Genomic DNA, 19449 nt, shown 5'->3' on the forward strand with positions numbered 1-19449 from the left:
CGGCAGCCGCCGGCGCCACCGTAACGAGGACCCGCGCCGGCCCGCCGGTCGGAGCGGGTGACGCCCGCACGGGTGGAGCGGCCGCCTCAGGCCGGGCGGAGCGGGCGTGGGGTGTGCGCGGTGACCCAGCGCGCCGCGGCGGCCAGCGTCGACGCCGGCCAGCAGGCCGCCCGCAGCCGCTGCGGCCGCGTCGCCGAGCGAAGCAGTGCCCGCCGGACGGTGCCCAGGGCCTCGGTCAGCGCCGGGTCGGGCCCCGGTGCGTCCGTGGGCGGGCCGTAGACCGACCGTTCCTCGGCCAGGGCCAGGGTCCGCAGCCCGGCGACCGCGGCCGGCTCGGCACCGGAGAGGCGCTCGGCCAGCTGCCGGGCCAGCTGGCGCGGGGTCGAGGCGCCGGCCACCTCAATGCCCAGGTCGGTGGTGGTGTCCAGCAGCTCGTCCCACAGGGCGGCCGGTCGGCCGTCGGCCAGCCGTGCCCGGCGCACCCGCCGCCGGGCCAGCAGCGGCACCCCGGCCACCGCGACCAGCAGCAGCACGCCGCCGGCCCCGGCGAGCCAGGGGAGCAGCGACGCGGGCTCGGCGCCGGCCGGCACGGCGAGTGGCACCTGCTGGTCGTCCCGGTCCAGCGTGGCCGTCGGCCCGGCCGGCACCGGGGCCTCGGCGGACGGGGTGGCCGGGTCGGTGACCGCGTCGGCGATCGCCTCCGACCGCGGAGCCCAGGGCAGCGGCACCGCCCGGTTCGCCGCGATCGGGGTCGGGTCGAAGGGGATCCAGCCCAGCCCGTCGAACCACACCTCGACCCAGGCGTGCGCGTCGTCGGTGGTCACCACCCGGTGGCCGTCCTCGCCACGCTCGCGGCCGGGCGTGTAGCCCAGCACGACCCGGGCCGGCACGCCGGCGGCCCGCACCAGCACCGCCATCGCGCCGGCGTACTGCTCGCAGTAGCCGCGGCGCAGCCGCAGGAAGTCGGCGAGGTCGTCCCCGGTGGTGCCGGACTGGGTGGACAGCGAGTACGTGAACCCGTTGGCCCGGTCGGTGAACAGGCCCAGGATCGCGCGCACCCGCTCGTAGGGGGTCTGCTCGGGGCTGGTCAGCCCGTCGGCCAGCAGGGTGACGCTGGGGTCCAGCGCCGGCAGCTCGGTGTAACGCTGCTGCACGTCGGCGTCCTCGGACGTCTGCGGGGCTGCCTGCAGCTCGGCCACGGAGGGCTCCGGCTGCTCGGCGGTGACCCGGTAGGAGAGCCCACCGGTGGTGGTGTCCCGGCCGAACGCCGTCCGGGCGTCCTGGTCGAAGCGCCAGTCCTCGTCGTCGGCGTCCTGCACCCGCACCGACAGCGGCGAGTAGAGCAGCGGGAGGAAGCGGTCGTCGTGCTCGAGCACCGTGATCGCGGCGGTCACCCGACGGCTGGTCTGGGCCGCCGACAGCGGCGCCAGCGCACCGTCGTCGGCGATCGACAGCTGACCGTCCAGGTTGCTCAGGTGCCAGCCCTCGTCCCCGTCGTACTCGTCGAGCGCGACCGCCCGCAGGTAGCCGGGGTCCTCGACCGAGGAGTCGACGCGCAGCAGGTCGATCGGGTCGGGGAGGGTGAGCTGGCCCTGCATCTCGGCGACCGGGTCCAGCGCCGTCCCCACCCCGTCGCCGGTGCCGGCCCCGCCCATCCCCGCGGCCAGCGACCCCTCGGACAGGGTGGGGACGACGGCCGGCAGGAGCACCCCGGCGACGAGGGCGACGAGGCCGGTGCGCAGCGCCGGGAGGGTGCCGGTGCCCAGCGGGGAGCCGCTGCCGCCCCGGGCGCTGCCGATCAGCCGCCCCCGCTGGTCGGCCCAGAGCAGGACGGCGAAGCCGGCGGCCGGCGCGGCGAAGGAGACGAAGGCGACGTCGCCGGTGACGGTGCTGACCGGCACGCAGTACAGGACCAGCAGGCCCAGCCCGCCCAGCGCCGGCTGCCGGGCGGGGACGGCGAGCAGGTCCACGGCCAGCGCCACCAGCGCGACGAACACCGAGGTCAGTGCCACCAGGCCGGTCAGCGGCAGCGCGGGCGTGGCCTGCTCCCGGATCTCGGCCGCGCCGTCGCCCAGCACACCGCCCAGGTCGGCCAGGCTGCCCGGCGTGGGCACCACCCCGGCGAGCGCGTGCTCGGGGGTGAAGACCACGGTGAGGACCACCAGCACCAGGGCCAGCTGCCCCACCGGCACCAGCAGCCGGCCGGCTGCCAGGGCCAGCCGGCCGCCGTCGGGGTCGACCAGTCTGGCCAGGCCGGCCCGCAGCGCGGCGCCGCCGAGGCCGACGGCCAGGACGGCGAGCGTCACCGGCGCGATCCAGGTGCGGGCGGCGAACACCGGGTCCAGCGCGAGGGCGCCGAGCAGGACCGCGACGGTGGCGGCCAGTGCGGTGCCCGTCCCGGTGTCCAGGGACCGGGACGACCCGTCGGGTGGGCGGGTCATGCCGGCACCCGCCCGCCGGTGGACGGCGCGGCGCCCAGCTGGGCCCAGACCTGCTCGACCGGCCGGTCCGGGCCGGCCAGGACCACCTGCCACCCGGCGGCCCGGAGCAGGTCGGCCGCCTGGCCCTGCCGGGTGCAGAGCTCGGCGCGCGCGGCGGGGCTCAGCGGCCGGCGGCCCCGGGTCGCGCCGGCGTCCAGCCAGCCGGCGGGGTCGACCAGCACGGCCACGTCGGTGCCCGGGCCGGAGCGGGACCGGGCCAGGGCCGAGACGTCGTCCGGGTCGACCAGGCCGAGCAGGCAGATGGCCGGGCCCTCGACCGAGGACCGGCGCATCGCCTCGGTGCCCGCGTGCAGGCCGGGGGAGCGGGAGCCGCCCAGGACGGCGAGCCGCTCGAGCAGCTCCTCCGGTCCCAGCTGGCCGTGCCCCAGCGCGGGGGTGAGCTCGCCGGCGTCGGTGACCACGCGCAGCCCGGCGCCGCGGCGCAGCAGGTGCGTGCCGATGCTGGCGGCCGCCTCGACCACCCACTCCAGGGTGTCCTGCGGTGCGGCCGGGTCGGTGGTGGCGGCGACCTGGCCGCCGAGCAGGTGCCCGGTGGCCCGCCCGTCCAGGAACAGCGTGGCCGCCGCGCGCCAGGGCCGCTCCTCCAGCCGGACCATCAGCTCGCCGGTGCGGGCGGTGGCGCGCCAGTGCACCAGACGCAGGTCGTCGCCGTAGCGGTACTCCCGGGTGCTCACGTCGTCCTCGCCGTGCACCGCGATGGACCGCCGGGCGCCCTCCCCGCCGGACCCGCCGGCGCCGGTCAGCGAGCCGCTGCCCTGCAGCGGGCGCACCCGGGGGACGACCAGGAGGGCGGCGGTGTCGCTGCCGGCGGCGGTGCGGAGCACCAGCCCGAAGGGGTCGACCAGCCGCAGCCGCAGCGGGCCCAGGGAGAAGCGCCCGCGGTGGGTGCCGTGCAGCCGGTAGCGCAGCGGGGCGGTGGCCCCGCTGGACAGCCGCTCGACGACGAACCGGGGCCGGGTGCCCAGCTCGGCGGGCAGCTGCTCGGTGAGCAGCCACAGTCCTCCGGGACGGCGGTCGGTGTTGGCCACCTCCAGCAGCACGTCGGCCGTGCCGCCCCGGGGCAGCCGGGCCGGGGTCACGGTGCGCCGGGTGGCGACCCGGAAGCGCTGCCGGGCCACGCCGATCGCCGAGACGACCGGGAGGGCCAGCACGAACAGCGCCAGCTGCACCAGGGCCCGCTCACCGAGCAGCGCGCCCAGCAGGACCAGCGTGATCCCGGCGGCGACCAGGCAGCGGCCGCGCAGGGTCAGGGACGAGGCGGCGTCGGCGAGCCGGGTGCGGGCCATCCGGGGTTCCTGCGCGGGAGCCGGGTCAGTGGCCGCGCTGGACGGGCACGGCGGCGAGCAGGTCGGTCACGACCCGCTGGGTGTCCCGCCGGGCCAGCGCGGCGTCGGGGGTGAGCAGCAGCCGGTGCGCCAGCACCGGCACGGCCATCGCCTGGACGTCGTCGGGGAGCACGTGGTCGCGGCCGGCGAGCGCCGCGGTCGCACGGGCGGCGCGCAGCAGCTGCAGGCCGGCTCGCGGCGAGGCACCCAGGCGCAGGTCGGGGGAGCGGCGGGTGGCCTCCACGAGCGAGACCACGTAGCGGCGCAGCGGCTCGGCGACGTGCAGCCGGCCCACCGCGGCGACCAGGGCCCGCACGCCGGCCGCGTCGATGACGGGGGAGAGCGCGGTGAGCGGGTCGGTGGTCGCCCGCTCGTCGAGCATGGCCAGCTCGGCGTCCCGGTCGGGGTAGCCCATCGAGACCCGGGCGGTGAACCGGTCGCGCTGGGCCTCGGGGAGGGGGTAGGTGCCCTCCATCTCCTGGGGGTTCTGGGTGGCCACCACGATGAACGGCCGGGCCAGCTCGTAGGTGACGCCGTCGACGGTGACCTGGCGCTCCTCCATGCACTCCAGCAGCGCCGACTGGGTCTTGGGCGAGGCGCGGTTGATCTCGTCGGCGACGACCACGTTGGCGAAGACGGCGCCGGGCTTGAACTCGAAGGCCCGGGACTCCTGGTCGTAGACGGCGACACCGGTGACGTCGCTGGGCAGCAGGTCCGGGGTGAACTGGATCCGGCGCACCGTGCCGTCGATGGTGCGGGCCAGCGCCTTGGCCAGCGTCGTCTTGCCGACCCCGGGCACGTCCTCGATGAGCAGGTGGCCCTCGGCCAGCAGCACGACCAGCGCCAGCCGGACGACGTCGGGCTTGCCCTCGACCACCCGGCCGATCGCCTCGGCGAGCCGGGCGCCGGCGGCGGCGACGTCGACCTCCGGCTGGTCGTGCACTGCTGTCTCTGCGGCGTGCGGGCCGGTGCCGTCCGGGGGCGCGGAGGTCAGCTCCGTGGCACCCCGACCCGACCGCAGCTCTGCCGTGCCCTCCGTCACCCGGCCCACGGTACGTGCTGATCAGCTCCGGGCGCGGCCGATCCGGTTCCGGTGATCGGGGAGCTCCGTGGTGGGCGCCGTGGGGCGCGGTGGGGAGGAGGGGGCGACACGTGGCGAAGTGGTGTCCAGTGGGGGCCAGTGGGTTAGTGTGTCGCGCAATGGGGAGGCCGACCCCACGGATGGGGGTCGGCACAGCCAGAGGAGGACAGATGCGGGGGGTGATCCGGTGTTCGTCGGCAGCTACCCCCTGCGTCTCGACGAGAAGGGCCGGCTCGCCCTGCCGGTCCGTTACCGCGAGCTCGTGGCCGACGGGATGGTGATCAAGAAGGGCCAGGAACGCTGCATCTACGGGCTGACCATGGCCCGGGTCGCCGAGCAGAGCGCCGCCCTCAAGGCGATGGCCCCCGCCGACACCAACGCCGCCCGCATGCACGCCCGGATGAGCTTCGGCTCGATGGTCGAGGTCGAGGCGGACAAGACCGGGCGGATCACCCTCCCCGCCAGCCTGCGGGAGTACGCCGGCCTGGACCGCGACGTCGTGGTCGTCGGTGTCGACACCCGTTTCGAGATCTGGGACGCCACCACCTGGGACGCCTACGTGGCCGAGCAGGAGGCGATCTTCGCCGCGATGGAGAGCGAGGGGATGCCGACCCTGTCCTGACCCGCCCCACCCAGCCCCACCGACCGCCCCCGAGACCGCACCACCCCCAGCACCGCCCCAGAACTCCCCGAGCGAGCCGACTTCCCCCCGGCTCGGTCGGGACCGGGCACCGAGCCGACTTCCCCCCGGCTCGACGCCCACCGCACGGCACCACCGCACGACGGCAGGACCGCCCCACCCGCCCAGCCGCCCCAGCAGGGCTCCTCCTGGTACCGCTTCCCCGGCGCCAGGCGGGCCCTGCGGGGCGGCGGGCCAGGGCAGGACCCGGTCCGCGCCCCACTCCCGCTCCACCCGGCTCCACCGGCCCCACTCCGCCCCACCCACCCGAACGCCCCACCGGCCGGCCCCACAGAGGGGCCGCCGACACCGCCCGTCCACGAGCCCGCCCAGACCCGGCAGCAGCACAGAGGAGCCCGTCGATGAGCAGCCCCGAGCCCACCGGGCCCGCGCTGCACGTCCCCGTCCTCCTCGACCGCGTGACCGAGCTGCTGGCCCCGGCACTGAGCGTCGAGGGCGCCGTCCTGGTCGACTGCACGCTCGGCCTGGCCGGTCACTCGCTGGCGCTGCTGGGCGCGCACCCCGGCCTGCGGCTGATCGGGCTGGACCGCGACCCCGACGCCCGCGCCGAGGCATCCGCCCGCATCGCCGCCGCCGGGCACGCCGACCGCGCCACGCTGGTGCCCGCCGTCTTCGACGAGCTGCCCGACGTGCTCGACCGGTTGGGCGTGCCCGAGGTCCAGGGCGTCCTCTTCGACCTGGGCGTCTCCTCCCTGCAGCTGGACCGCCCCACCCGCGGGTTCAGCTACTCCACCGACGCCCCGCTGGACATGCGGATGGACCCCACCGGCCCGCGCACCGCCGCCGACGTCGTGAACACCTACTCCCGCGGCGAGCTGACCCGGGTGCTCAAGGTCTACGGCGAGGAGCGCTTCGCCGGCCGGATCGCCGCCGCCATCGAGCGCGAGCGCGAGCGCGAGCCGTTCACCGGCACCGCCCGGCTGGCCGAGCTGGTGCGCGACGCCATCCCCGCCGCCACCCGCCGCACCGGCGGGCACCCGGCCAAGCGGACGTTCCAGGCGCTGCGGATCGAGGTCAACGACGAGCTGGGCGTCCTGAACCGCGCGCTCCCGGCCGCCATCGACGCCCTCGCCGTCGGCGGCCGGCTGGCCGTGATCAGCTTCCACTCCCTCGAGGACCGCATCGTGAAGCAGACCCTCGCGGCCGAGGCCACCGACCGCACCCCGCCGGGCATGCCGATGCCGATGCCCGAGCACGCGCCGGTGCTGCGGCTGGTCACCCGCGGCGGCGAGGCGCCCGGCGAGGCCGAGCTCGCCGCCAACCCCCGCGCCGCCTCCGCGCGGGTCCGCGCCGCCGAGCGGGTCCGGCGGCCGTGACCGGACACCCGGGCGCCCCCGCCCCGACGACCGCAGCACCGACCCAGCCCACGACCGTCCGCGAGGAGCACCCATGAGCCAGCCCGCGCGGGCCGTGCCCCGCCCGAGCACCCCCCGGACGGCGGCACGGGCCACCTCCTCCCGCACCGGCGCCACCCGCAGCAGCCCCGCACCCGCCCGCGCCACGACCGCCCGTGCCACCGGCCCGCGCACCACCACCGGCCCGGTGCACGTGCCGCGCAGCTCCTCGACCCGGCGCACCGGGCCGATCACCGCCGGCGCGCAGCTGCGCCTGGTGCCCCCGGCCCCGGCCCGCACCCCCGGCCGGTCCCGCAACCGCCGCCCGGCCGGGCGCACCCGCCGGGCGCCGTTCGTCGCCCTGCTGGTCGGCCTGCTGGTCGCCACCACCCTGGGTCTGCTGCTGCTGAACACCGCGATCGCCGTCGACTCACTGCAGGCCACCCAGCAGCGGGTCGCGAACGCCGAGCAGGCCCAGCAGGTCGCTCGACTGGAGCAGCAGGTCGTCGCTGCCGATACCGCAGCCGAACTGGCTCGCGCCGCAGCGGCGGCCGGGCTGGTCCAGCCGGGGGCAGCGGCCCACCTGGTGCTGCAGCCCGACGGCACCTCGGTGGTCGTCGGCGCCGCCGAACCGGCACCCGAGCCCGAGCCCTCGACCGAGACCGAGACAGAGACCGACGGACCCTCGTCGCCGACCCCCGGGAACTGATCCGTGCGCTCCGCTGGCCCTCCTCCGCCGATCCGCCCCACCACCCCCCGGGGGGACGGTGGTCGGTCCACCGGCCCGGCGGGTCGCGGTGACGCGCTGCGGGCGCGCCGCGACCCCGGCCCTCGTCGGCGCCGGCCGGCCCTGGGCACGGTCGAGCGCGACCGGCGCAACCGGCTGGGCCTGGCCTTCCTGATCACCCTGCTGGTGGTCGTGGTGGGCAAGCTCGTCGTCCTGCAGGGGGTCGACGGCGCCGCGCTCCAGCTGGCCGCGGAGAAGGACCGGCTCCGGAACTACCCGATCGAGGCCGTCCGCGGGCAGATCGTGGACCGCAACGGCAAGGTGCTGGCCTACTCCGTCGACGCCGTCCGGGTCACCGCCGACCCGACCGTCGTCGCCGACCCGACGCGCACCGCGCTGGCGCTGACCACGCTGCTGGGCGTGCCGGTGGACGAGCTCACCGAGAAGCTGACCCGGGACGGGCGCTACGTCGTCCTGGCAGAGGAGGTCTCCACCGAGATCGCCGACCAGATCCGTGAGCTGCCCGCCAACACCCAGGGTGGGCTGGTGCTGGTGGACGACCCGGTGCGGCTGTACCCGGCCGGTGCCGTGGGTGGCCAGGTCGTCGGCTTCGTCGGCAAGGACGGCAACGGGCTGGCCGGGATCGAACAGGTCTTCGAGGAGGAGCTCGCCGGCACCGACGGTGCCCAGCGGGTCGAGGTCGACGGCAGCGGCAACCCGATCCCCTCGGGGATCAACGAGTCCCGGCCGGCCACCGACGGCAGCACCGTGCAGCTCACCCTGGACGAGGACCTGCAGTTCGTCGTCCAGCAGGCGCTGGACGACGCCTGCGCCGACGAGGCCACCACCTCCGCCTCCGCGGTCGCCCTCGACGTGCACACCGGTGAGGTCGCGGCGCTGGCCTCCTGCCCCGGGTACGACCCGGGCAGCTACAACACGACCGACCCCGCGCTGCTGGGCAACCCGGTGGTCTCCGACGTGTACGAGCCCGGCTCGGTGATGAAGGCGGTCACGCTGGCCGCCGCCATCGAGGAGGGCAAGGCCACCAAGGACACCGTGCTCACCGTCGACGGCCACATCCAGGCCGGGGACGTCGTGGTGACCGACGCCCACGACCACGAGCCGATCGACTTCACGCTGACCGGGATCCTCGCCAAGTCCAGCAACGTCGGGTCGATCATGCTGGCCCGCGAGGTCGGGGACAGCACGTTCGAGCGCTACCTGCGCGCCTTCGGCCTGGGGTCGACCACCGGCATCGAGCTGCCCGGCGAGAGCGCCGGCATCCTGCAGGGCTCCGCCGACTGGAGCCCCGCCCGGGCGGCCAACGTGCCGATCGGCCAGGGCATCTCCGTGACCACGCTGCAGATGGCCTCGGTGTACCAGACCCTGGCCAACGACGGCGTGCGCATCCCGCCCCGGATCGTCTCGTCGCTGACCGCCGCGGACGGCACGGTGACCGACACGCCGCAGCCGGCGGGCGTCCGGGTGGTCAGCGAGTCCACCGCCGACCAGCTGACCTACATGCTCGAGGCCGTCGTCGGCCCCGGCGGCACCGCGCCCCTCGGTGAGGTCGACGGCTTCCGGGTGGCCGGCAAGACCGGCACCGCGCAGCGGGCCAACCCGGAGACCGGCAGCTACGCCGGTGGCGGCTACTTCACCACCTTCGTGGGCTACGCACCGGCCGACGACCCGCAGTACGTGGTCGCCGTCGACCTCGAACGGCCCACCAGCGACGCCGAGGGCGGCCAGGTCGCCGCCCCGCTGTTCGCCGACGTCATGCGGTACGCGCTGATGTCCGGCGGCGTCGTCCCCTCCGGCTCGGCGCGGCCGGACTTCACCCTCACCGTCCCCTGACCCCGACCAGCGTCGGGGCCGGCCCACCGGCCCCGGCGACACGGGCCCGGCGGGTGACCGGGCCGACCGGGCCCGCGCCGGTAGATTGGACCGACGTGACCTCGACCGTGCCAGGGTCGGTGCCCCGGCCAGCGGGGAACCGCCCGCTCCCGCTCCGCGACCTCGCCGACCTGCTCGGCGCCCCCGTGCAGGGGGCGGCCGACGTGACCGTCCGCGGTGTCACCCTCGCCTCCGGCGAGGTCCGCCCCGGCGACCTCTACGCGGCGCTGCCCGGCGCCCGGACCCACGGGGCCCGGTACGCCGCCGACGCCGCCGCCCGGGGCGCGGTCGCCGTGCTCACCGACCCCGCGGGTGAGCCCGAGGCCCGGGCGACCGGGCTGGCGGTGTGCGTCACCCCGGAGCCGCGGGCCGTGCTCGGCGCGGTCGCCTCCCGGGTGTACGGCCGGCCGACCGAGCAGCTGCGCGTCGTGGGGATCACCGGCACCAACGGCAAGACCACCACCGCCTACCTGGTCGAGGCCGGGCTGGCCGCTGCCGGGCTGCCCAGCGGCCTGATCGGCACCGTGCAGACCCGCACCCGGGGCCGGGACGCCGCCGGTGCGCCGGTCACCACCGAGCTGCCCAGCGTGCGCACCACGCCGGAGGCCACCGACCTGCACGCCCTGCTGGCCACCATGGTCGAGGCTGGCGTGCAGGCGGTGGTGATGGAGGTGTCCAGCCACGCGCTGGTGCAGGGCCGGGTCGGCGGCGTCGGGTTCGCCGCCGCCGGGTTCACCAACCTCTCCCGCGACCACCTGGACTTCCACGGGGACGTGGAGGGCTACTTCCGGGCCAAGGCGCTGCTCTTCGACGGGCGCGCCGCGGTCGAGGTCGTCGACGTCGACGACCCGGCCGGGCGGCGGCTGGTCCGGCCCGGCACGGTCACCGTCTCGACCGCGGGGAAGGCCGCCGACTGGTGGGCCACCGACGTGGCCGGCGTTCCCTCCGGCGGGTCCACCTTCACCCTGCACGGCCCCGGTGGCCGCAGCTGGCCGGCCCGGCTCCGGCTGCCCGGCAGCTTCAACGTCGCCAACGCGGTGCTCGCCGTCGCCCTGCTGGACGCCGTCGGCGTGCCGGTGGAGACCGCGGTCGCAGGACTGGCCGAGACCGTCGTCCCCGGCCGGATGGAGCCGGTGGACGCCGGCCAGCCGTTCATGGCCGTCGTCGACTACGCGCACACCCCCGACGCCGTGGCGACGGCGCTGCGGGCGCTGCGCGGGGCGACCACCGGGCGGCTGGTCACGGTGCTCGGCTGCGGTGGTGACCGGGACCCGGGCAAGCGGCCGGCGATGGGCGCCGCGGCCGCGGCCGGCAGCGACGTGCTGGTGATCACCGACGACAACCCGCGGTCGGAGGAGCCGGCGACGATCCGCAGCGCCATGCGGGCCGGCGTCGACGACGTCCCCGCCGGGGAACGGGCCGAGGTGCTGGAGATCGGTGACCGGCGCGCCGCGCTGGCGGCGGCCGTCGCTCTCGCGCGCCCGGGTGACACCCTGCTGGTCGCCGGGAAGGGCCACGAGACCGGCCAGGAGGTGGGAGGTCAGGTGCTGCCCTTCGACGACCGTGCGGTGCTGCGGGAGCTGCTGACCGCCGGGACGGTGCCGGCGTGATCGCGCTGACGCTGGCCGAGGTGGCCGAGGCCGTCGGCGGTGAGCTCGTCGGTGGGCCCGGTGACCTGACCGTCTCCGGCGCGGTGCTGGTCGACTCCCGCGCCGTCGGTGCCGGGGACCTGTTCGTGGCGCTGCCGGGGGAGCGGGTGGACGGGGCGGACTTCGTCCCGGCCGCCGCCGCGGCCGGCGCGGTGGCCGCACTCAGCACCCGGCCGGACCCCGCGCTGCCCTGCGTCGTCGTCGCCGACCCGGTCGAGGCGCTGGGCCGGCTGGCCGGGGCGGTGCACCGGCGGCTGGTCGACGGCGGGCTGGTCACCATCGGCATCACCGGCTCCTCGGGCAAGACCTCCACCAAGGACCTGCTCGGTCAGGTGCTGGCCACCGCCGGCCCGACCGTCAGCCCGCAGGGCTCCTTCAACAACGACATCGGACTGCCGCTGACCGTGCTCACCGCCGACGCCGGCACCCGGCACCTGGTGCTGGAGATGGGCGCGCGCGGTCCCGGGCACATCGCCCGGCTCTGCCGGATCGCCCGGCCGCACGTCGGCGTGGTGCTCAACGTGGGCTCGGCGCACCTCGGCGAGTTCGGCAGCGCCGAGGTGATCGCCACGAGCAAGGGCGAGCTGGTCGAGGCGCTGCCCGCCGACGGCACCGCGGTGCTCAACGCCGACGACCCGCGGGTGATCGGCATGGCGCCCCGCACCCGGGCGGCCGTCGTGACCACCGGCGTCGAGAACGACGCCGACGTCCGGGCCACCGACGTGACCCTGGACGACGCCGCCCGCACCCGGTTCACCCTGCTGGCCGGCGGCGAGCAGCACCCGGTCGCCCTGCAGGTCGTCGGGGTCCACCAGGTGGCCAACGCGCTGTCCGCGGCCGGTGCCGCGCTGGCCGCCGGGATGACCCCCGCGCAGGTCGCCGCCGCGCTGTCGGCGGCCGGGCCGCGCAGCCGCTGGCGGATGGAGGTCACCCGGCGCGCCGACGGGGTGACGGTGGTCAACGACGCCTACAACGCCAACCCCGAGTCGATGCGGGCCGCGCTCGCGGCGCTGGTCCGGCTGCCGGGCCGCCGCCGGATCGCCGTCCTCGGCGCGATGGGCGAGCTGGGGCCCGCCGCCGACGCAGAGCACACCCGGCTGGGCCGGGACGCGGTGCGCGCCGGGGTCGACCTGCTGGTCGCGGTCGGCCCGGACGCCCTCGGCGTGCACACCGGTGCGCTGGCCGAGCGTGGCGCGCAGGACGCCGGCAGCGACACAGCAGACAGCCACGGGGGAGAGCAGGAGACGAGCGTGCACGTGCCGGACCGGGCCGCGGCAGCGCGGCTGTTGGCCGAGGTGGTGGCCCCGGGCGACGTCGTCCTGGTGAAGGCCTCGCGCAGTTACGGGCTCGAGGAGCTCGCCGCCGAGCTGCTGGGCTCGGGCGGCTCGGAGGTGACCGCGTGAAGTCGGTGCTGGTCGCCGCCGCCGTCGGGCTGATCATCTCGATCCTGGTCACCCCGCTGGCGATCAAGGCCTTCCGCCGGCACGGCTTCGGGCAGGAGATCCGGGACGACGGGCCGGAGAGCCACCTGTCGAAGAAGGGCACGCCCACGATGGGCGGCACCGTCATGGTGCTGGCCACCGTGCTCGGCTACCTGGTCGCCCACCTGTTCCTGATCAACCAGGAGGGGCGCGGGGTCACCGCCACCGGGCTGCTGCTGCTCTTCCTGCTCATCGGCCTGGGCACCGTCGGGTTCCTCGACGACTACCTCAAGATCCGCTACCGGCGCAGCCTCGGGCTGAACAAGACCGCCAAGCTGGTCGGCCAGCTGGTCGTCGGGGTGACCTTCGCCGTCCTCGCCCTGATGGCCGACGACGAGAACGGCACGGCCGTGGCCACCACGGCGGTCTCCTTCGTCCGGGACATCGCGCCGCTGACGCTGCCGGCGTTCCTGTTCATCGCGCTGGCCTATCTCTTCATCGCCGGCTTCTCCAACGCGGTCAACCTCACCGACGGCCTGGACGGGCTGGCCGCCGGCTGCTCCGCGATGGTCTTCGCCTCGTACGTGATCATCTCGTTCTGGCAGTTCGGGCACGACTGCGCCGGTGAGCTCGTCGACGGCTGCTACACGGTGCGCGACCCGCTGGACGTGACCCTGGTGGCCGCCGCGGCGATGGGCGCCTGCCTGGGCTTCCTGTGGTGGAACACCTCCCCGGCCCGGATCTTCATGGGCGACACCGGCTCGCTGGCCCTCGGTGGCCTGATGTCCGGGCTGGCGATCGTCACCCGCACCGAGCTGCTGCTGGTGGTGCTCGGCGGGCTCTTCGTCGCGGTGACCCTCTCGGTGGTCATCCAGGTCGGCTTCTTCCGGGCCACCCGGCGGCGGGTGTTCCGGATGGCGCCCCTGCACCACCACTTCGAGCTGGCCGGCTGGGCGGAGAACACCGTCATCGTCCGGTTCTGGCTGGTCACCGGCATGGCGGTCGCCTTCGGGCTGGGGCTGTTCTACGCCGACTGGCTCGCCTTCGCCGGGCTGTGAGCGCACCGATGGAGCAGAGCGGGCAGCAGCCGATCGGCACCGTGCTGGTGGCCGGGCTGGGCGTCTCCGGCGCCGCGGCCGCGCGCGTGCTGCTGGCCCGCGGCGACGAGGTGCTGCTCACCGACGCCGCGGAGCCGGCCGTGCTCTCCGAGCTGGTCGCCGCCGGTGCCCGGTGGCTCGGCCCGGTGGACGCCCCGCCCGAGGGGGTCGACCTGGTCGTCACCTCGCCGGGCTGGCGGCCGGACTCCCCGCTGCTGGTGGCCGCGGCTGCCCGGGGCCTGGAGGTCGTCGGCGAGCCCGAGCTGGCCTGGCGGCTGCGGATCGCCGGCCCCGGCGGGCAGCCGGCGCCCTGGTACGCCGTCACCGGCACCAACGGCAAGACGACGACGGTGACCATGCTCGAGCAGGTGCTGCTCGCCGGTGGACGGCGGGCGGTCGCGGCGGGCAACGTCGGCCGGCCGCTGGTCGAGGTGGTCACCGCCCGCACCGCCGACGGCAGCCCCGCCTACGACGCGATCGCCGTGGAGCTGTCCAGCTTCCAGCTGCACTGGTCCTCCTCGATCGCCCCCGAGGCCGCCTGCGTGCTCAACGTGGCCGACGACCACGTCGACTGGCACGGCTCCTTCGACGCCTACCGCGACGCCAAGGCCCAGCTGGTCCGGCTGGCGCCGGTCGCGGTCGCCGACGCCGGCGACCCGGTGGCGTCCGCGGTCGTCGCCACCCACCGGCACCCGGTCACGGTGACCCTCGACGAGCCGGCGCGCGGCCAGCTGGGGGTGCGCGCCGGGGCGCTGGTCGACCGCGCCTTCAGCGCCGAGCCCGCCGGCGAGGTGCTGGTGGAGCTGGCCGCGCTGCAGGTCCGCGGGCCGCACAACACGGTCAACGCCCTCGCCGCCGCCGCCCTCGGCCGCGCGGCCGGCGTCGACGCGGCCGCGGTCGGTCGCGGCCTGGCCGGCTTCCGCGGCGGCGCCCACCGCAACGTGCTCGTCGGCAGCGTGGACGGCGTGGACTTCGTCGACGACAGCAAGGCCACCAACCCGCACGCCGCCGGCGCCTCGCTCGCCGCCTACCCGCGGGTGGTGTGGATCGCCGGCGGCCTGCTCAAGGGCGCCGACGTCGACCCGCTGGTCGCCGCGGTCGCCGACCGGCTGGCCGGGGTGGTGCTGCTCGGCCGGGACCGCGAGCAGTTGGCCCGGTCGCTGGCGCGACACGCCCCGTCGGTCCCGCGCACGGTGGTCCCCAGCGGCGACGATGACGCTGTGACGGATGGGACCGACGGGGACCGGGTGATGGGTGAGGTGGTGGCGGCCGCCGTCCGCCTGGCCCGGCCGGGGGACACCGTGCTGCTGGCGCCCGCGGCCGCCTCGATGGACGTCTTCACCGACTACGCCCACCGCGGCCGGGCCTTCGCCGCCGCCGTCCGGGCGCTGGGCTGACCCGGGATGGCCACGACCACCCGGGACCGCCGGGCCGTGCCCGCCCGCCCGCCCGAACCCGCCGAAGCGCCCCGCGCCGGGCTGGCCGCCCGCTTCCGCGGCCCGGCCTGGCTCGACGGGCCGATGACCAGCTCGCACCTGGTGCTCGGCTCGGCCGGCATGCTGCTGGCCATCGGTCTGGTCATGGTCTTCTCCGCCTCCTCGATCGAGGCGGCCACCTCCGGCCAGCCGGCCTGGCTGCCCGGCGTCCGGCAGCTGACCTTCGCCGGGATCGGCCTGGCCGGCATGCTCGTGGCGATGCGGCTGCCGGTCGGGCGCATCCGGCAGTGGTCAGGCCGGGGGATGCTGCTGGTCTTCCTCCTCCTGCTCCTGGTGCTGGTCCCGGGCATCGGGCTGAAGCTCAACGGCTCGCGGGCCTGGTTCGACCTGGGCTTCACCAACTTCCAGCCCTCGGAGCTGGCCAAGCTGGTCTTCGCGCTGTGGGGCGCTCACGTCCTCGCCCTGCGCGAGCGGTACATGACCACCCAGTCGCTGCTGGTCCCCGTCATCCCGGTCTTCGTGCTGATGTGCCTGCTGCTGCTCGCCGAGCCGGACATGGGCGCCGTGGTGAGCCTCGGCCTGGTCGTGGCCGGGCTGATGTGGGCCGGTGGGCTGTCCCGCCGCTACATCGCCGGCGCGGTCGCGTTGGTGGCGGCGCTGGTCGCGCTGATGGTCGCGGTGGCGCCGTACCGGATGGCCCGGGTGACCTCGTTCCTCGACCCGTTCGCCGACCCCCTGGGCGACGGCATGCAGGCGATCCGCGGGTTCTACGCGCTGGCCACCGGCGGCGTGTGGGGCGTGGGCCTGGGCAACAGCGCGCTGAAGTGGAACCTGCTGCCGCACGCGGAGTCCGACTACATCTTCGCCATCATCGGTGAGGAGCTGGGCTTCCTGGGCTGCCTCGTGGTGATCGGCCTGTACGCGATGCTGGCCTGGGCCGGGTTCCGGATCGCCCGCCGCTCCACCGACCGGTTCGTGCAGCTGGCCAGCATCGCCATCACGGTGTGGCTGGTCGGCCAGGCGACGATGAACATGGGCTACGTCGTCGGGCTGCTGCCGGTCACCGGTGTCACGCTCCCGTTGATCTCCGCCGGCGGCACGTCGCTGGTGCTCACCCTGTTCGTGATCGGGCTGCTGGCCCGGTTCGCCCGGTCCGAGCCGGCCGCGATCGCCCACCAGCGGCACGTCCGCCGCGGCTGGCTGGCCCGGCTGCTGCTGCCGGTGCCGGCCGCCGCCGTCGACCCGGTGCCCTCCCGCCGGCGCCGGCCGGTGCGGCCGGGGCCCGGCGCGCGTCCCGGGCCGGGCACCGACCCGTCCGGGTGGCGTCCCGGTCGCACGGTCACCCGGGTCCCCGGGCTGCGCACCCAGGAGCAGCTGGCCGTGCGTCCCGGCGCCCGGGAACCCCGCCCGGACCCCCGGCGGGCTGCCCCGGGTCCGTGGGCCGGCGCCCCGGACGCGCGCCGGGGTGCGGTCCAGCGGCAGACTGGGCGCGGCCGGCTCCCCGCCGGTGACCGTCCGACCGTCCGCAACCGGCCCCCGGGTGCCGGGCCCGTCCTCCGCGACGTGCCCCGCGACCCCGGTGGGCCCGGTGAACCCCCCGCCGCGCGGGCGCGGCCGGTCGCCCGGCCCCGCCCCCCGAGAACGGAACGGCCACGTCCCCTGTGACCTCCCCCCAGTCCGCCCCCGGCGCCGGAGCGGCTGAGCCGACCGGCGACCGCCCGGTCTCCGTCGTGCTCGCCGGCGGCGGCACCGGCGGGCACATCGAGCCGATGCTGGCCCTCGCCGACGCCCTCACCCGGCGCAGTGGCTCCACCGGCGGCACGCCCCGGGTCACCTGCCTGGGCACCGCCCGGGGCATGGAGACCCGGCTGGTGCCGGCCCGTGGCTACGACCTGCGGCTCATCCCCCCGGTGCCGCTGCCCCGCAAGCCCACCCCGGACCTGCTGCGGGTGCCGGGCCGGGTCCGGCGTTCGGTCGCCGAGACCCGGGCCCTGCTCAGCGAGCTGGACGCCGACGTGGTCGTGGGCTTCGGCGGCTACGTCGCCCTGCCGGCCTACCTGGCCGCGCGCCGGGCCGGCGTGCCGGTCGTGGTGCACGAGCAGAACGCGCTGCCCGGGCTGGCCAACCGGATCGGTGCCCGGGTCGCCGCGGCCGTCGCGGTCACCGTGCCCGGCACCCCGCTGCGCGGTGGGCAGCACGTGGGCATGCCGCTGCGCACCTCGATCAGCGGGCTGGACCGCGCCGCACGGCGGGCGGAGGCCCGCGCGGCCTTCGGCCTGGACGCCGACCGGCCCACGCTGCTGGTCTTCGGCGGCTCCCAGGGCGCCGCCTCGCTGAACCGGGCCGCGGTGGCCGCCGCCGACGCGCTCACCGCCGCCGGCGTGCAGGTGCTGCACGCCCGCGGGCCCAAGAACACCGACGTCGCCGTGCCCGCCCGCCCGGCCGGCGCGGCCCCGTACGTCGTCGTCGACTACCTGGAGCGGATGGACCTGGCCTACGCCGCGGCCGACCTGGCGCTGTGCCGCTCCGGCGCGGTCACCGTCGCCGAGCTGTCCGCGGTGGGGCTGCCGGCCGCCTTCGTGCCGCTGCCGATCGGCAACGGTGAACAGCGGCTCAACGCCCTGCCCGTGGTGGAGGCCGGTGGTGGGCTGCTGGTGGCCGACGCCGACCTGTCGCCGTCCTGGATCGAGGCCCAGCTGGTGCCCCTGCTCACCGACCCGCGGCAGCTGGCCGGCCTGACCCGGCACGCGGCCGCCGCCGGCTCCCGGGACGCCGACGAGCGGCTCGCCGACCTCGTGCTGCAGGTCGCCGGCCAGGGGGTGCGACGCCGGTGAGCGCCGACGACGTCGCCGCCTGGCGCGGCCCCATCCCGGCGCTGGACGACCTCGGCGCGGTGCACTTCATCGGCATCGGCGGCGCCGGGATGAGCGGGATCGCCCGGATCATGCTGGCCCGGGGTGTGCCGGTCTCCGGCAGCGACCGCCGTGAGTCCCCGGCGTTGCGCGCGCTGGCCGCCCTCGGTGCCCGGGTGGTGGTCGGCCACGCCGGCGAGCACCTGGGCGAGGCCGCCACCGTGGTGGTGTCCACCGCGATCCGGGACGACAACCCCGAGCTGCTGGCGGCCCGTGAGCGCGGGCTGCGGGTGCTGCCCCGGGCGGTGGCCCTGGCCGCGGTGATGGCCGGCCGGCGCAGCGTCGCCGTGGCCGGCACGCACGGCAAGACGTCGACGACGTCGATGCTCACCGTCGCCGTCCAGGCCTGCGGGGTCGACCCGTCCTTCGCCATCGGCGGGACGCTGAACGAGTCGGGCTCCAACGCCCACTCCGGGCAGGGTGACGTCTTCCTCGCCGAGGCCGACGAGAGCGACCGGTCGTTCCTGCTGCTGGCCCCGCTGGGGGCGATCGTGACCAACGTCGAGGCCGACCACCTGGACAACTACGGCGACTTGGCCGCGGTCGAGGCGGCCTTCGACACCTTCGTCGGCACGGTCGCCGACGGCGGCTTCCTGGTGCTCTGCCTGGACGACCCGGGCGCGGCCCGGCTGGCCGGCGTCGGCGCGGGGGCCCGGGTGCGCACCTACGGGCAGCACCCGGACGCCGACCTGCGGCTGGCCGACCTACGGGTCGCCGCCGACGGCACCCGGTACACCGCGGTCCTCGACGGCCGGGTGCTCGGCGAGGTGCACATCCAGCTGCCGGGTGAGCACATGGCGCTCAACAGCGCCGCGGCACTGCTGGCCGGGCTGGAGCTGGGCCTGCCGGCCGCCGGGCTGATCGGTGGGCTGGGCCGCTTCGGCGGCGTCCACCGGCGGTTCGAGCTGAAGGGCACCGCGGCCGGGGTGCGGGTCTACGACGACTACGCCCACCACCCGACCGAGGTGGCCGCGCAGCTGCGCGCCGCGCGCGCGGTCGTCGGCTCCGGGCGCCTGCTGGTCCTCTTCCAGCCGCACCTCTACAGCCGCACCGCCCAGTTCGCAGCCGGCTTCGGGAGGGCGCTGAGCCTGGCCGACGAGGTCGTGGTGATGGAGGTCTACGGCGCCCGCGAGGACCCGGTGCCCGGGGTGACCGGTGCGCTGGTCGCCGACGCGGTGCCGCTGGCCCCCGGCCGGGTGGCGTTCGAGCCGTCCTGGTCGGCGGCCGCACCGGCGATGGCCGCGCGCGCCCGGCCCGGTGACGTCGTGGTGACCATGGGCGCCGGTGACGTGTCGATGGTCGGGCCGGAGGTGCTGACCGCACTGGCGGCACCGGAGGCGACGGGAGACGAGCCGGGGCCGGTGCGGTGAGCC

The 19449-nt window shown here is 76.7% G+C and carries 14 protein-coding genes; 11 read left to right on the plus strand and 3 right to left on the minus strand.

Features of this window, described 5'->3' with window-relative positions; translation table 11 throughout:
- Positions 1–86: 86 nt before the first annotated feature.
- Genes HLA93_RS06570 through HLA93_RS06580 form a run of 3 tightly spaced genes read right to left on the minus strand, consistent with a single transcriptional unit; the run spans position 87 to position 4868 of the window.
- Positions 87–2441, minus strand: coding sequence for a transglutaminase family protein (locus HLA93_RS06570; protein ID WP_222193549.1), 2355 nt, complete (start codon positions 2439–2441; stop codon positions 87–89).
- Complete coding sequence (locus HLA93_RS06575; protein WP_222193551.1) at positions 2438–3787, minus strand: DUF58 domain-containing protein; 1350 nt, start codon at positions 3785–3787, stop codon at positions 2438–2440. Before HLA93_RS06575 ends, HLA93_RS06570 begins: the two co-directional genes overlap by 4 nt.
- 25 nt (positions 3788–3812) lie before the next feature.
- On the minus strand, positions 3813–4868 hold the full coding sequence (locus HLA93_RS06580) for an AAA family ATPase (protein WP_439957957.1): 1056 nt from the start codon (positions 4866–4868) through the stop codon (positions 3813–3815).
- Between the two features lie 226 nt (positions 4869–5094).
- Between HLA93_RS06580 and mraZ the strand changes: the two genes are divergently transcribed.
- The 11 genes from mraZ to murC all read left to right on the plus strand — a co-directional run bounded on the left by mraZ (position 5095) and on the right by murC (position 19446).
- Entirely contained in the window at positions 5095–5529 is a 435-nt protein-coding gene (gene mraZ, locus HLA93_RS06585) for a division/cell wall cluster transcriptional repressor MraZ (RefSeq protein WP_222193552.1), read from the plus strand.
- 419 nt (positions 5530–5948) lie between these two features.
- Entirely contained in the window at positions 5949–6923 is a 975-nt protein-coding gene (rsmH, locus tag HLA93_RS06590) for a 16S rRNA (cytosine(1402)-N(4))-methyltransferase RsmH (RefSeq protein ID WP_222193553.1), read from the plus strand.
- A 73-nt stretch (positions 6924–6996) separates the two neighbouring features.
- Positions 6997–7650: a hypothetical protein gene (locus tag HLA93_RS06595; RefSeq protein ID WP_222193554.1), complete on the plus strand. Its 654-nt coding sequence runs from the start codon at positions 6997–6999 to the stop codon at positions 7648–7650.
- A gap of 3 nt (positions 7651–7653) precedes the next feature.
- On the plus strand, positions 7654–9522 hold the full coding sequence (locus HLA93_RS06600) for a peptidoglycan D,D-transpeptidase FtsI family protein (protein WP_308127980.1): 1869 nt from the start codon (positions 7654–7656) through the stop codon (positions 9520–9522).
- Positions 9523–9617: 95 nt separating this feature from the next.
- The gene (locus HLA93_RS06605) at positions 9618–11171 is read left to right on the plus strand and encodes a UDP-N-acetylmuramoyl-L-alanyl-D-glutamate--2,6-diaminopimelate ligase (protein WP_222193555.1); all 1554 of its coding nucleotides are present in this window, start codon (positions 9618–9620) and stop codon (positions 11169–11171) included.
- Positions 11168–12613, plus strand: a complete 1446-nt coding sequence (locus HLA93_RS06610) for a UDP-N-acetylmuramoyl-tripeptide--D-alanyl-D-alanine ligase (RefSeq protein WP_222193556.1) — start codon at positions 11168–11170, stop codon at positions 12611–12613. The genes HLA93_RS06605 and HLA93_RS06610 overlap by 4 nt, the downstream gene beginning before the upstream one ends.
- The gene (gene mraY / locus HLA93_RS06615; protein ID WP_222193557.1) at positions 12610–13689 is read left to right on the plus strand and encodes a phospho-N-acetylmuramoyl-pentapeptide-transferase; all 1080 of its coding nucleotides are present in this window, start codon (positions 12610–12612) and stop codon (positions 13687–13689) included. The genes HLA93_RS06610 and mraY overlap by 4 nt, the downstream gene beginning before the upstream one ends.
- The gene (gene murD, locus HLA93_RS06620) at positions 13686–15125 is read left to right on the plus strand and encodes a UDP-N-acetylmuramoyl-L-alanine--D-glutamate ligase (RefSeq protein WP_308127981.1); all 1440 of its coding nucleotides are present in this window, start codon (positions 13686–13688) and stop codon (positions 15123–15125) included. Before mraY ends, murD begins: the two co-directional genes overlap by 4 nt.
- Positions 15126–15131: 6 nt before the next feature.
- Positions 15132–16829 (plus strand): putative lipid II flippase FtsW, encoded by a 1698-nt coding sequence (gene ftsW / locus HLA93_RS06625; RefSeq protein ID WP_222193558.1) that lies wholly within the window; start codon positions 15132–15134, stop codon positions 16827–16829.
- The gene (gene murG / locus HLA93_RS06630; RefSeq protein ID WP_222193559.1) at positions 16826–17998 is read left to right on the plus strand and encodes an undecaprenyldiphospho-muramoylpentapeptide beta-N-acetylglucosaminyltransferase; all 1173 of its coding nucleotides are present in this window, start codon (positions 16826–16828) and stop codon (positions 17996–17998) included. The genes ftsW and murG overlap by 4 nt, the downstream gene beginning before the upstream one ends.
- Positions 17995–19446, plus strand: coding sequence for a UDP-N-acetylmuramate--L-alanine ligase (murC, locus tag HLA93_RS06635; RefSeq protein WP_222193560.1), 1452 nt, complete (start codon positions 17995–17997; stop codon positions 19444–19446). The genes murG and murC overlap by 4 nt, the downstream gene beginning before the upstream one ends.
- Positions 19447–19449 lie beyond the last annotated feature (3 nt).

This window comes from Modestobacter italicus (assembly GCF_019799965.1).
GTDB lineage: Bacteria > Actinomycetota > Actinomycetes > Mycobacteriales > Geodermatophilaceae > Modestobacter > Modestobacter italicus_A.

Excerpts from the sequence above, each read along its gene's own strand:
- HLA93_RS06570 (WP_222193549.1), bottom strand. The coding sequence starts at position 2,441 with ATGACCCGCCCACCCGACGGGTCGTCCCGGTCCCTGGACACCGGGACG.
- HLA93_RS06575 (WP_222193551.1), bottom strand. The coding sequence starts at position 3,787 with ATGGCCCGCACCCGGCTCGCCGACGCCGCCTCGTCCCTGACCCTGCGC.
- rsmH (WP_222193553.1), top strand. The coding sequence starts at position 5,949 with ATGAGCAGCCCCGAGCCCACCGGGCCCGCGCTGCACGTCCCCGTCCTC.
- HLA93_RS06595 (WP_222193554.1), top strand. The coding sequence starts at position 6,997 with ATGAGCCAGCCCGCGCGGGCCGTGCCCCGCCCGAGCACCCCCCGGACG.
- ftsW (WP_222193558.1), top strand. The coding sequence starts at position 15,132 with ATGGCCACGACCACCCGGGACCGCCGGGCCGTGCCCGCCCGCCCGCCC.